Source organism: Gammaproteobacteria bacterium (assembly GCA_013816845.1).
Lineage (GTDB): Bacteria > Pseudomonadota > Gammaproteobacteria > DSM-16500 > DSM-16500 > Aquicella.
Genome location: JACDDU010000006.1, coordinates 184,808 through 196,774, shown reverse-complemented (window position 1 = coordinate 196,774; position 11,967 = coordinate 184,808). Strand labels below are relative to the sequence as shown.

At 35.3% G+C, this 11,967-nt stretch carries 14 protein-coding genes; 6 read left to right on the top strand and 8 right to left on the bottom strand.

What is annotated here, in order from left to right:
* On the bottom strand, positions 1 to 429 hold a 429-nt coding region (locus H0W64_11730), incomplete at its 3' end, for an IS6 family transposase (protein MBA3662394.1).
* 85 nt (positions 430 to 514) lie between these two features.
* Between H0W64_11730 and H0W64_11725 the strand changes: the two genes are divergently transcribed.
* Positions 515 to 1,078 carry a hypothetical protein gene (locus H0W64_11725; GenBank protein MBA3662393.1) on the top strand — a complete coding sequence of 188 codons (564 nt, stop codon included), beginning with the start codon at positions 515 to 517 and terminating at the stop codon, positions 1,076 to 1,078.
* 161 nt (positions 1,079 to 1,239) lie between these two features.
* On the opposite strand, the gene H0W64_11720 is transcribed toward H0W64_11725, so the two are convergent.
* Both H0W64_11720 and H0W64_11715 read right to left on the bottom strand, forming a co-directional pair.
* The gene (locus tag H0W64_11720; GenBank protein MBA3662392.1) at positions 1,240 to 1,749 is read right to left on the bottom strand and encodes an ankyrin repeat domain-containing protein; all 510 of its coding nucleotides are present in this window, start codon (positions 1,747 to 1,749) and stop codon (positions 1,240 to 1,242) included.
* Positions 1,750 to 2,271: 522 nt separating this feature from the next.
* Positions 2,272 to 3,801: a hypothetical protein gene (locus H0W64_11715; protein ID MBA3662391.1), complete on the bottom strand. Its 1,530-nt coding sequence runs from the start codon at positions 3,799 to 3,801 to the stop codon at positions 2,272 to 2,274.
* 138 nt (positions 3,802 to 3,939) lie between these two features.
* Between H0W64_11715 and H0W64_11710 the strand changes: the two genes are divergently transcribed.
* The gene (locus H0W64_11710) at positions 3,940 to 4,332 is read left to right on the top strand and encodes a hypothetical protein (GenBank protein MBA3662390.1); all 393 of its coding nucleotides are present in this window, start codon (positions 3,940 to 3,942) and stop codon (positions 4,330 to 4,332) included.
* Between the two features lie 23 nt (positions 4,333 to 4,355).
* Positions 4,356 to 5,171, top strand: coding sequence for an MFS transporter (locus H0W64_11705; protein MBA3662389.1), 816 nt, complete (start codon positions 4,356 to 4,358; stop codon positions 5,169 to 5,171).
* A gap of 3 nt (positions 5,172 to 5,174) precedes the next feature.
* Here the strand turns inward: H0W64_11705 and H0W64_11700 are convergent, their stop codons facing one another.
* Positions 5,175 to 5,465, bottom strand: a complete 291-nt coding sequence (locus H0W64_11700) for a hypothetical protein (GenBank protein ID MBA3662388.1) — start codon at positions 5,463 to 5,465, stop codon at positions 5,175 to 5,177.
* Between H0W64_11700 and H0W64_11695 the strand changes: the two genes are divergently transcribed.
* Entirely contained in the window at positions 5,460 to 5,645 is a 186-nt protein-coding gene (locus H0W64_11695; GenBank protein MBA3662387.1) for a Tn3 family transposase, read from the top strand. The genes H0W64_11700 and H0W64_11695 overlap by 6 nt on opposite strands.
* Before the next feature lie 96 nt (positions 5,646 to 5,741).
* Positions 5,742 to 5,972, top strand: a complete 231-nt coding sequence (locus tag H0W64_11690) for a hypothetical protein (GenBank protein ID MBA3662386.1) — start codon at positions 5,742 to 5,744, stop codon at positions 5,970 to 5,972.
* Between the two features lie 253 nt (positions 5,973 to 6,225).
* Here H0W64_11690 and H0W64_11685 read toward each other — a convergent pair whose 3' ends face one another.
* The gene (locus H0W64_11685; GenBank protein ID MBA3662385.1) at positions 6,226 to 8,913 is read right to left on the bottom strand and encodes a hypothetical protein; all 2,688 of its coding nucleotides are present in this window, start codon (positions 8,911 to 8,913) and stop codon (positions 6,226 to 6,228) included.
* Between the two features lie 300 nt (positions 8,914 to 9,213).
* The gene (locus H0W64_11680; protein ID MBA3662384.1) at positions 9,214 to 9,387 is read right to left on the bottom strand and encodes a hypothetical protein; all 174 of its coding nucleotides are present in this window, start codon (positions 9,385 to 9,387) and stop codon (positions 9,214 to 9,216) included.
* A 108-nt stretch (positions 9,388 to 9,495) separates the two neighbouring features.
* Between H0W64_11680 and H0W64_11675 the strand changes: the two genes are divergently transcribed.
* Positions 9,496 to 9,891, top strand: coding sequence for a hypothetical protein (locus H0W64_11675; protein MBA3662383.1), 396 nt, complete (start codon positions 9,496 to 9,498; stop codon positions 9,889 to 9,891).
* On the opposite strand, the gene H0W64_11670 is transcribed toward H0W64_11675, so the two are convergent.
* Positions 9,869 to 10,357 carry a hypothetical protein gene (locus H0W64_11670; protein MBA3662382.1) on the bottom strand — a complete coding sequence of 163 codons (489 nt, stop codon included), beginning with the start codon at positions 10,355 to 10,357 and terminating at the stop codon, positions 9,869 to 9,871. The two genes, H0W64_11675 and H0W64_11670, sit on opposite strands and share 23 nt — an antisense overlap.
* Positions 10,358 to 10,905: 548 nt before the next feature.
* Positions 10,906 to 11,871, bottom strand: coding sequence for a hypothetical protein (locus H0W64_11665; protein ID MBA3662381.1), 966 nt, complete (start codon positions 11,869 to 11,871; stop codon positions 10,906 to 10,908).
* Positions 11,872 to 11,967: the final 96 nt, after the last annotated feature.

The window sequence follows — 11,967 nt, the reverse complement described above, 5'->3', positions numbered from 1 at the left end:
AGGGTTCTTATCAGTATTAATTACTGATGGACAATAATCTTTATTTCGCTTAATCAACTTTTGTAAAAAAAGTTTAGCCGCTTTCGTATTGCGCCGCTTTGAAAGATAAAAATCCAGTGTATTGCCTCGCTCATCTATAGCGCGATACAAATATTTCCATTCACCTTTAACTCGAATGTATGTTTCATCAATATGCCAACGACTTGAATAACGCTTTTGATACCATTCAAGTTTATTTTTTAGTAAAGGAGCATAGTATTGAACCCAGCGATATAAAGTAGTGTGATCAATTGACAACCCACGCTCACTCATCATTTCCTCTAAATCACGATAACTGATCCCATATTTGCAGTACCAACGTACACATTGCAGGATAATTTCGCTTTGAAAATGACGCCATTTAAACTCTGCTGGTTGCTTTGATCTCATCGTTATGCCTTACTTATAAATTTTCCGCAGGAGACACTTATCGTTTTTGCAAGAGAACCTAACTTCTTAAGAGAGAAATAGCATCATGGCAAATTATGAAACAACATTCGGATCTGAAGGCAACTGGCGCGACAAAAACTGGTTAGCATTAGGTAAGGATTTAGCACACGGTTTAGGCATGTTCGTTGTGGGTACCGGAGCGCTTATTGGATTCGGTTTTCTTACAGTGGCCCTCCCACCTGTAGGCATTCTTGCTTTTGTGTTATTAGGTCTTCCTTGTTTAAGTCTTGCTATACACGGACTTTATCAAACAATTGCTACCCCTGTACACATGGTGCAGAAAGCTTGGGCTGAAAGAGAGCACAAAAGCGATGAGAAATGGAGTGCTAATACGGATCAAAATAAACAGCAATCTAAAGGTTTACAAGCTAGTTCACAACGTGTGATGAATAGCAGTTTGAGTAAGGAAGCAAATAACCAAACGCCACACCTTATCGTTAATACGAATAATAACATCGCTACTGAAGCGAACAGTCAAAAGGAAAGTGTTTTCTCACGATGGACACATTCTGTAACGAGCATCTTCCAAAGAAAATCTAATCAAACTAAGAAAGTTGACGTATCCTTAGGTGTTTCCCTTAAGAAGTAAATTTTAATACGCTAGTAAACATGAGATACATGTTTTGCTAGCGTATTTTTTGTTGAGAGATTTGAATTAAAGCAAACATGCGGAATAAAAAACACCAATCAGAATTCTAAGATTAAGTCGAGACGGCTGCTATTCTTAGGCAAAATTTCAGCATCCTAAATTTAAGTTTTCCTTCTTTTCATCGACACAAGGGTTGCTACAATGATCTCATATTTTAACCAACCTTCGCGGGCTAATATTAAGAGTGAAGATGAATTGTTTTTATGGCTAGCAATGATCAGGTAGTCTTCAATATTTTTTACTTGGCTCAACATATAACTCTTACTCGGTGCATCATAATAAGTGTAAGGTCTAAAACCATTTTGAATTTTATTTTTTTCAATCGCTAAAATATCTAATGCTGTATGGCCAGTTTTATTTTTTTGCGCGGTGTTGGCACCTAGCTTGCACAAAGCATTAACGCACTCCAGATTTAAATTTCGAACAGCCATATGCATAAGTGTTTCGCCGGTACTTTTAAGTTCTTGAATTTCCTTTTGTTGTTTTTCTGATGGCATAGAAGCGGCAGCTATTTCTAATAGGGATGCTTGCCCATGCAGCACGCATTGATAAAGCAAACTTTTTTGATTTTCGTATTGTGTAAAATTGTGTTGTGTTAACAATAGATTCATTGCTTCAGAATCACCATATTTATTCTTTTAAATAGGGTAATGTACCTGATAGTACAAAAATGGCAGATAATTCTTCGTTCGTAAAGGCATCAATCATTTACTCTAAGATATGATAAGAAATGATATCGCAATCGACACTTTACGCAAAATCTTGGGGCAATCCCAAATTGTCATCATAGCCTAATTTAATTCGATCCATCGAAAGGTACCTCCAAAGGGTGTCTCTTGAATGAACAAGAACATAAAATAGAATGCAAAAGTGGTGCAAGTGTAAGCATAGAGGGAATACTAAGTTTCTGAAAAATGGGCTTGGCGGTGACAATATTTTTAGAATACAGTAGAAGCCGGAGATAGCCCCACTAAGTGGCAAAATGACATCAAACAAAATGTTGATCTTCGAGATCTTGATTTGGTTGGCATGGAGGTATTCTGGTTAAGTTTACCTTTATTGAAAGGAATAGAGCTCTTCTATCCTTTCATATTAAAATAGCAAATGGATAACCGATCATTTCTTTTAGTCGATTAACTTTTTAAGGCGAGTTTCGTGCAATTTTGAATATCAGAAAAGTCTTTTGAAAGACCTTGAAGCTTGCCCGCTTGGCAGTGACGCACACCAAAGAATGTCAAACCTGCACCAAGGGTTGCTATAAGGGAAAAACTCAACCCAAGTGTAATTTGCGATTCGACAATGGTTAAGCCTATGGCTATGCCAAATGCGCTTGGTAAAGCGCTTGTTCCAAAGGTTACGATCAGCCCAGCAATACTCCCTGCTATAATCGCAATCCCTGCAATCGTCGCAAAAACGCCTGCAATTTCTTTTGGCACGTTTTCAACACCATCTACCTTTTCCTTTAAAGTATTTAAACGTAATCCGGCCTTATAACAGGTATGCGGATTTAAAGTCTCTTGTAGCGTTTGAACGGAGTGGGTGTGAAATTTATAATCCGGATTATCAGGATGATATCCTATGGTTTGATCGGTGAGAGTTTGACTATGCGCAATTTTATTTTCTAACAAACTCGTACCTTTTAACATCTGCGTTAATTTTTGGGATTCAATTTCATAATTCTTTTTTTCAATTTCTTTTAATTCGGTTTCTGTGATATCAAACAGTGTCGTCTTGGCGCGATTAAACAAAATATTGGCGGGGGTATGAACCTTAAATGAATCTGGTAAGTCGCCACGTAAAGCGATGTGTGTACTTTGAAGTAAGTATCTTAATTGATCTGCAAACGTATAATCTTCTTCCAGCACAAAATGACTTAAAGCGTGCTCTAAATAACCGCAAAGTCGTAAGTAAATAATGCGATAATTAACGTCTTTTTTTTGATTTTCAGACTTTGTCAGCTCTTCTAATTGCTGGTCATCATACATCAATTCATATTTAATAGAATTAGAGTGATGAGAGGCTGCACTTTCAGGGGTTGTAAACAAAATCTTCAATTTTTTTTGATATTGATATAAGCATAAACGCGTTGCAGCATTTTGACCATTAGGATATTGGTCTTCAAAATCAGAAAATACTTTTTCAATTCGTTGTATTAAATGCCGTACGAGCAACTCTGGATTAGTCTCCAGGTTTTTTAAGAATGTATTTGCATTTCTAACGTCAACAGTCTTTTGACTTTGACGTGAGATTGTTTGCCAAAATTCACTTTTCTGTTCATTAAGTTTTTTTGTACACGCATTAATTTGAGCATTTAAGTTAATTTCTTGCTGAGATAAATTTGAGTGGCGTTGCTGCAATGCAATCGTACTTAAGTTGGCAAATATGCCTCCAACGTTGTTCATAACACGAATGGTCGATGAATCATTTGAATGATTAGTCGAATAATATTGCGCATTGGCTATTTGATTATTTTGAAATTGTAATTCAAGATTATTTTTTTCTAAAAGAACATTAGATAATTGCTGCGAAAGTAATAAAAGTGAGTGTGCACTTTCTTGTTGAGACTGCCGAAGTTCCAGTATTTTCTTGTCTAATACTTTGATTTTTTGCTGCCATTTTGTCACAGCTTGTTTATTGTACACAGTGATGCGTGGAAAGGACATTTGATCCAGCCTCTTTGGATGATTTTTGCCAGTGTAAGGGCACCTGGCCCTTTTTTCAACATTTTGACAAGCTTGGTCTATTTATAATCAATTTGGTCGATTATACTAGGATGATCGAATTCAGGGATGGAAAAAGACATGGATAAGCGCTGGGTCTTTACACTTTATTTCCTAGAGGCATTGCCATTTGCTTTGTTAACCGGCGTTTCTGTCATTCTCTATAAAAATTTAAATATTGATAATATTCGCATTGCATTCTTTACCAGCTTAATCACTATTCCTTATTTTTTAAAACCCTTACTTGCCCCTTTGCTCGAAAGTTATATGACCAAGCGGGGCGTCATTCTTATCATGTCCTTCAGTATTGCTTTTTTACTTTTAATCCTCGCCTTCATTTTGAATTTACCGAATTTTTTTTACAGCAGTATTGGCATATTTTTTCTTTTAGGATTAGCGTCAGCAATCAATGACATTCACATTGATGGTTTATACATCACTCAACTTAGCAAAAAAAACAAGCAGGCTATATAGGACTACGCACCTTAAGCTACCAATTGGGCAAGGTACTCTGTGAGGGTGGGTTAGTCATTTTTGCAAGTTTGTTTTTTTTAAAATGGGGTGTGCACACGGGGTGGACATTTGCTTTTTTGTTATTGAGTACATTCATCTTTCTGTTATCACTGTATCATTTCAAAGTGATTCCTAAAGAACTTGGTAATGATCAAGTGATACGCTTTAAAAAAATTTATGCGGAAGTCATTCGTGAGTTTTTGCAGTTAGCCTATTTACGTTGGACAATATTATTTATTTTCATTTACCATTTCGCAGAAAACCAACTCAGTAAAATTGTTCCTTTATTTTTACTGGATAAGAATGGATTGAATCTATCGACAACACAAGTCGGCGTCATCAACGGTGCTTTAGCAACAGTAGCAATGCTTGCTGGTATTCTACTTTCCAGTGCTATTTTAAGGCGAATTTCTTTAAACCGTTGTCTTGTTCCGATAACAGTATTTGCAGGCATTACGAATATTGGGTATGTCCTATTAAGCCTCTATACGATACAAAATATTTATTGGGTTGCTTTAATATTGTCAATGGCACAGTTCGGCTTTGGTTTGGCGAATGGTGCTTATTTACTTTTTTTATTGCACAGTTTTGGTGTTGGGAAATACCCAATGTCTATGTATGCTGTGGGAACTGCGTTGATGGGATTGAGTGTGACGATCGGTGGTGCTCTGAGTGGTTACATACAATATTGGTCAGGGTATCAAGGTTTTTTTCTGTGGATATTATTTTTAAGCGTTGTTGTAATTATTTTTTCAATTTTTTTAATTCGAAAAGAAAACATCGTTGCCCATACTATTTAGAAATTAAAATTTGGTTCTTTCAAAGCAAGTACATTGCATACCCATATTTTTATACAAATTAATTTGACAATACTGAAAACGTTGATGATTTACAAACCGATGCCAAGCCGGGAACAAAAAACATTGCGCCCAAGGAATGACTGTTTGTGTATCGCTTACTTTCAATAATGGATCTTGTTGGGTAAGGTTTGTCGTATGATTTTCAAATATAATTTGTCTGTTAAGACGATCACCATTTTGTGGACCAGAAGAACTTGGTCTGTCACTTAACTCAGTTGCACTACCATTTTGCAACTGACCCAGGAAGGAGCGCAAATAAGAGAGGATGATCTAGCTAGCCTGAGTCCCTACCTGACAGAGCATATCAAGCGTTTCGGTGATTATCATATCAATATGCAACTTACTCCAAATAAAATAACAGAGGCAAGCAAATCACTTGGATTTGTTAGATGGGGCCAGTTAAATTTGTTTTAAAGACGACTATCTTTACACTTTAGAAAAGCTTATGTGGGATATTCGCAATACCGGCACGGGGTGAAGTAGGCATATCGAGGCGAGGTCATCTTCTTCATGCAAGACAGAGAAACATCACAAACAAATAATTCAAAAACAGATTATTCCCAAAAGGATATTTTTTCTTATCTTAGCGAAAATTCTAAGGAATTTCCAAAGTTATATTCAACTCATACTGCTAATGAAAAAGAAATAAAAAATCCTATTTTATTTTTTAATAACCTTAATCATGATCATGAGTCACAAAGAGAATATTCCTCCTTAATTCATAGAAAGGAAAATAAATAGCTTCCTATTCTCTTGTGTAGCATTACGGACGATTCTTGGCAGTACCCTAAGGATGAGGATTTTTTATCTGCGCTTAAAAAAAGTTGTTGGGAAAATGTCGAGAAAGCTTTAGAAAACCTTGACATAAGCATTTGGGCAGAGGTTCATGATGCAGTTAAACAATTAAAAAAAATGGTAGACTTATCCACTTACTCGCCCCATCCTAATCTTTAAAAAGATCATAGGCTGGACATAAAACCAATTCGCTTTTTAATTAACCTCTAAGGTCAACACGTAAATTATTCATACAATTTATTGCGGCGTCTAAATGAGATAAAGCATTTTTTTTATAATGGTATGCCTTTTCATAATCGTCGACTTGAGCAAATGCAACCAGTATGCGCAGATCAAAGGTAGCTAGCAATAAATGAATTCTCAAATCCTTGGAATCATCTTTTAGCAATCCATTTTTAATTTTCTCCACACCGTCATGCAAATTATTGGTCATCAGAAAAACTAATACTTGCAAAAGCAGATACTCACTATTATTAGGGAAAAGTTGAATGGCTTTTTCGATATGTGACTTCGCTGCGGCAACATCACCTAAAATTAAAGCAATAAGCGTCAGATTATAATAGATTAATGGATTTTCTGTATTGAATTCCGAACCTAATGTTTGAACGGTTTCCATAACCAATTTCAATGATGGTCTATAATTGACGTCGTTTTGATACTGCACCAATGCGACCTGAATAAGTGCAATAACTTTTACTTCATCCGTCGTATGAGATTGGGCGGCTTTTTTGAAATTACTTTTGGCGCTTTTATATTTTTTTTCGGCTAAGAAATTAAAAGCACGGGTGTGATAAAATAGCGCGTCATTGTCCTTCGTACGTTTTATTTTAGCGAACCATTGTTTTGCCTTGTGTTTTTTTTGTTGCATCGCATAATCCCAAGCTATCGTAGAAAGTCCTATATTAGATTTCTCTGTACTCCAATCCGCAGGAACGACATTTGAATTATTTTTTATTTGATCTGCAAGAGCTTTATCATGAAAAATATTGATGAATGGCATTTCAAAGCATTTTCTAATGATTAACGTTGCCAACTCATTCACAATATTCGTAATTTGAATATAAGGTTGGGTCGAATTTCGTTCAAGGAGGTCTACTTTTTTACGAATATCATAAAGATTATTTTCAACAGATGGTTTTTTGTTTTGAAAAAATTTACTTGAATTATTATTGTTGTTATTATTATTGCTATCCGATAGCGCTTTTCTTTTCTTTGTTGCGATTTCAACATTAGGTTCTGCATATATTGTTTGCATGAGTGTAGGTACTGCAACAATAGGCTCAGTTGTCTTTGCTGGATTGTCTTCAGAAGCTGATACTGCAGAAGAGTTTAATCCATTAGTATTTGCGGAAGCGAAATGAGTAAAATCAGTTGTTTCTATTAAAGTAGATTTTTGATTGCTATTGTTATTATTTGCATTGTTTGATTCTAGCTCACGATCTGCATTTGGATGCACCAACACACTTTTACTTTCTTTTATTTCTACTGGTTTAATACGATCCGTTTGCACTATTTGAGATTCGTTAACAGATGCAAGCTGCTCAATACACAATTCCTCAATTAAAGTTGGAATGACATCATTGAGTGCTATTGTTGGTATTGAATATTTTTTTGGTGTCATCGCTTCTGGATCAAGGACGCGTTGCTTAGATAGCATGTGACATAAGTTTAAAAAATTTTCAATATAGTTAGTTAATTGTTCTAAAGATACAAATTCAGTAATTATTCTGGCATTGATATTTGCATATAAATCGAAGGGGTTTAACAAAATCGTATTACCATTTTTAGCTAGGGTATCATCGTTACCTTGATCGACTTTTTCTATTCGGAAACCAATTTCCTGAGAAAGTTTTGCAGGTCCAAATTTATCTTGAAACTCTCCTGGATACATTGCTCTTGCATATTGATTTTGTATAAAGGTGGGTGAATTAATAGGTTTAGGTTTAGTAGTAAAAGGATTGAAAGAGCTGAAGTCTTCATACCATTGAATAAAAAGTGGATCATGAGGGATTGGTTCCAATACGACACTGGGACTGTCCTCGTTAGCCCTTAAACCTACAGGTTTTAAACGTAGCTTGGCCATTTGATGCTTGATGAGTCGCACTTGTTTTTGAATCATATGCTCAAGAGAAAAAGCTATGGTTAAAGCATTTTCTGCATGTGTTTTTTCATCTACGTTTGCTCTATTTTTTAATCTGTGACATGCATAATACGCATAATAAAGATCTGTAATAATTTCAGCATTTATTAACATTAACTTTTTATCGCGAAACTTTTTCGTCTCATCAAAATAGGCACTCATTATTAAATTTTTGGCCTTAGTAAAATGAGTGCTCACTATGGTATAAAGTTTTAGTTTTGCTTCGGAATTTTTTAAATCAATGAATGGTACTAATTCCAAATCGCTTTCAATGGAAAACCTGCGATGTTCATTATTTCTAAACTTTTTCATTTCTAATTTTTGTAACTGATCTATATCATCAATTGAAATAAGATCAGAATATTTCATTTTTGAAAAAATATTATTATTATTGTTACCATTACCAACCGTTTTTTGTGATAGTAAGAATAGACACTTTACACGCGAGTAATAAATAGCTGTTCTTCGCAAAATATCAAAAGGTATCTGAGTCTCATCCTCAAAATGTAATGCTTTTAAGTCCAGAGCACTCTCAAGATCATTCGTAAAAGGGTTATTAATAGGAATGGAATCACCAGAGGAAGATTGAGAGCCAACTTCCGGTAGGTTTTCAGCGTATGGTGTTACTTTCTTTTTACTATTGGTTCTAAGGAATTGATGCGGCTTTGAAGGTAGTTTAGCCTTTTCTAAATCTAGCTTATTTTTTTTATTTTGAGTAGAAATTCTAAGTGAACTACGCGTTTTCATTATTATAATCACCTTGTTATGGAGATATTCTACATACTCAAGATTAAGTGATGATTAAGGACGAGGACAGTGGTAAGCCTTTGATTTTTAACCTTTTGATTTTAGACTTTATCCCTTTTAAGAAAATACCAAAGCAAATCGGTTGGGGATCTCCCAAAAAGAGATCATTTTCTCAAAGGACATCCCGGTACTCCAGGGTGGCTTTTATCTGACTTGAATACCTTAAGGATATTTGCTGCAAAAAAGCAACCCGCAAGATGTTGCTCGAAGTCTATGGAAATACCTTCTTCACTGAGAGATTCAATCGCTCTGCTTTTTAATGAAAGGAATAAAAATAAGTGCGAACGGCCCTAAAATAAGACCCACCATGAACCATACGGTTTCGTTAACACCTCGTTTCTGAGTGATAGAATGCATCATCACACCGCAAGCAATTTCAATGACTAACGAGATCATTAACATCATTGTACTCATTCAGTCTCATCGGATTAGCAACCAGCAAATGATAATAAAGTTATATCAGATTATTTAAGGACAGGAGAATACAAAGCTTGTGCAAGCATAGTCACCTTAGCAAATGCAATGGACGTGGGCAATCCCAGTAACTTTGAACGACTTCATTATTTATTTAATTATTTTAAGACATTCAAAAATGAAGTTAAAGCAATTAGAGCAAGTGATGACGACATCAAAAATACCGTCAAAACCATTTATAAAAAACATAAGATGATCGTATGCCCACATACAGCAACTGCCTTTTATGCAAGGCAGCATCTTTCTAAACAACCATGGATCGTGGTTGCCACAGCCGACCCAAGCAAATGTGATACCGTTATTGAGGATATGATCCATACGCCTATACCGGTACCACCCCAATTACAAATGATGCTTGAAACACAAGCTCAGAATGTGACATCGGTCACAACGCTTGAAGATATTAGAAAAATTATAATATTTAAGAATATGCACGCAGATTAGATACTTGCACATAGTCATTGCGTAAGTCAGCAATAGGATCCTTTTTTTCAATGAGTTTTTGCAAAAAAGAATCATCGAAGCCAAATAAATGTTTTTTTCGATAATCGAGTAACAAGTTGTACCCTTCTTCTGTAAATTCGCCTAATAGTAATTCTTTAGCTGGAAATAGAGTCGCCATTTCCCGTTTAACAGGATCCAAGCTGCGCGTATCTTGATCTAGCCAGAATAAGAGTTTTGTAATAGCAAACATTTCCTCTGCTGTAAAAGCATTGTCTTCTGTAATTGTTCCTTTAATATCACAGAATTTTTTCAAATCTTTAACAGCTATTGGTGTTAAATTTGTCTTTATAGTAACTGAAGCAAACAGTTCCATGCCTCGAACTAAGTAAGAAAGCTTTTTTTTATGGTATTCCTTATTATTTTTATCAAATTGGATCATTGCTTTAATCAGTGAGGATTGTTTCATGTGACATGCCCTTATATAAATTCCTTAGCGACAAGCATTATGACAGAAGCGATTAGAAAGGAAAATAGCACTCTGCGTCCAGCTAAAAGAAAAAGGGCTGCGCAGACCATCGTGTAAGCAAAAAAATAAAGCACTAGGATGTCTTCATTGGAAAAAAAATTATTCTTTTCTCATTATCCGATCGATACGAAAGAGACGGATTGGATCAATTGTTATTAAAAAGTGATTCATTTAAATCTCTTTTGTGCAGGATATGCGGATTGTGTCACTGCTAGCCCCACACTCATCACATTCATTGTTATCGTTGCTGACAATGGGTTGTTGTCGCTGTTGAGAATGAAGATCTAGCTGCGGTAAATATTGCATTTGTTTCTGAGAGCTTTCCGGCATACATTCAACCAACGTCTCGAATGAATATTTCTAGATGCACGATTTTCAGTTTCATACTTTCTGATTCAGTTATCAGGATCAGTATCTTCAGATGCAATCTGCCGTTCTAACATTTTATTTTAGCACTCGGTTAATGTGAGTATTTTACTAAATAATCATTATGGAAACTTTAAAATGTTGCCTGCAGCGACATTGGCCTCAGACTGAGCACTTGTATTGCTATCCTTGCCAGCAATGGGTTGCTGTTCGCTTGATGGTTGCTGGTTCGAATTAATAATGGGGTTTAAACGATTGGTATTAAGAGAGCTACTTGAATGGCTGTCATTGTTTGAATTAAAAAAGCTAAAAGCTAAAGGTTTTAGTTTTGGGTGAGAAACCTGATTGTTGTTATTGTTATTGTTGTCGGTATTGATTTTCTTTTTGCGCTTTCTTTTCTTTGAACTATTGTCGTTATTGCCAGGTTTTACATTCTCTTTGAAATCGTATGATTTAGCAGTTTTTGGATTATCTAAACTTGTTAGGCAATCAACAAAGATCGTATAAGCTAAATCTAAAGCAGGATTATTTGCACAGCTTTCCTCTAATTCTATCTTATGTTCTTTCAAGATTTTGGCTAATCCCGTTATGTGACCGGCGTGCAACAATCCTTTATAAGAACCATTGAGAATGCTTGGCAAGTTAGATCTTTGATTGACTCTCTCAGGCACAGCTAACTTTCTATCGAATTTTGACAACGTCATAGACTTGCTTTCGTTCACATCTAAAGCGTACAGACACAGGGCTTTAAAGCTACATTTTAATGCTAAATTTCTTAATATCTTATAATTTGTCTGCCCTTCTTGTGCACTCTGTGTTTTTTCAGACAATTGATCGTTGTGATACTTCGTAAATTTCTCTACAACATCTTCTTGTTCTCTTCCACGAGGATTTTTAATTATATTCTCTGGAAAAGTGAGAATGAGGTATTGTGTTAATTGCTTAGCAGCCTCCTGCCAATCTGTGATTGAAGTTGAATTTAATAGTTTAAAATTATTGGATTCACTATCAGATTCACTTTCAGATTCAGTACGATATAAATCACAATCTGCAGATGCAATAGGACGTGCATTATGACGTTCAAACATTTTATTTTAACCCTCGATTTAATGTGAGTATTTTACTGCCTAATCATTATGGAAATCTTAAAACAATGCTATCAGCACAATTTGTTTATCCGTTTT

What these genes read in the sequence shown, in the direction of transcription:
- H0W64_11725 (MBA3662393.1), top strand. Translation starts at nt 515, where the DNA reads ATGGCAAATTATGAAACAACATTCGGATCTGAAGGCAACTGGCGCGAC.
- H0W64_11720 (MBA3662392.1), bottom strand. Translation starts at nt 1,749, where the DNA reads ATGAATCTATTGTTAACACAACACAATTTTACACAATACGAAAATCAA.
- H0W64_11715 (MBA3662391.1), bottom strand. Translation starts at nt 3,801, where the DNA reads ATGTCCTTTCCACGCATCACTGTGTACAATAAACAAGCTGTGACAAAA.
- H0W64_11710 (MBA3662390.1), top strand. Translation starts at nt 3,940, where the DNA reads ATGGATAAGCGCTGGGTCTTTACACTTTATTTCCTAGAGGCATTGCCA.
- H0W64_11690 (MBA3662386.1), top strand. Translation starts at nt 5,742, where the DNA reads ATGCAAGACAGAGAAACATCACAAACAAATAATTCAAAAACAGATTAT.
- H0W64_11685 (MBA3662385.1), bottom strand. Translation starts at nt 8,913, where the DNA reads ATGAAAACGCGTAGTTCACTTAGAATTTCTACTCAAAATAAAAAAAAT.
- H0W64_11680 (MBA3662384.1), bottom strand. Translation starts at nt 9,387, where the DNA reads ATGAGTACAATGATGTTAATGATCTCGTTAGTCATTGAAATTGCTTGC.
- H0W64_11675 (MBA3662383.1), top strand. Translation starts at nt 9,496, where the DNA reads ATGGACGTGGGCAATCCCAGTAACTTTGAACGACTTCATTATTTATTT.
- H0W64_11670 (MBA3662382.1), bottom strand. Translation starts at nt 10,357, where the DNA reads ATGAAACAATCCTCACTGATTAAAGCAATGATCCAATTTGATAAAAAT.
- H0W64_11665 (MBA3662381.1), bottom strand. Translation starts at nt 11,871, where the DNA reads ATGTTTGAACGTCATAATGCACGTCCTATTGCATCTGCAGATTGTGAT.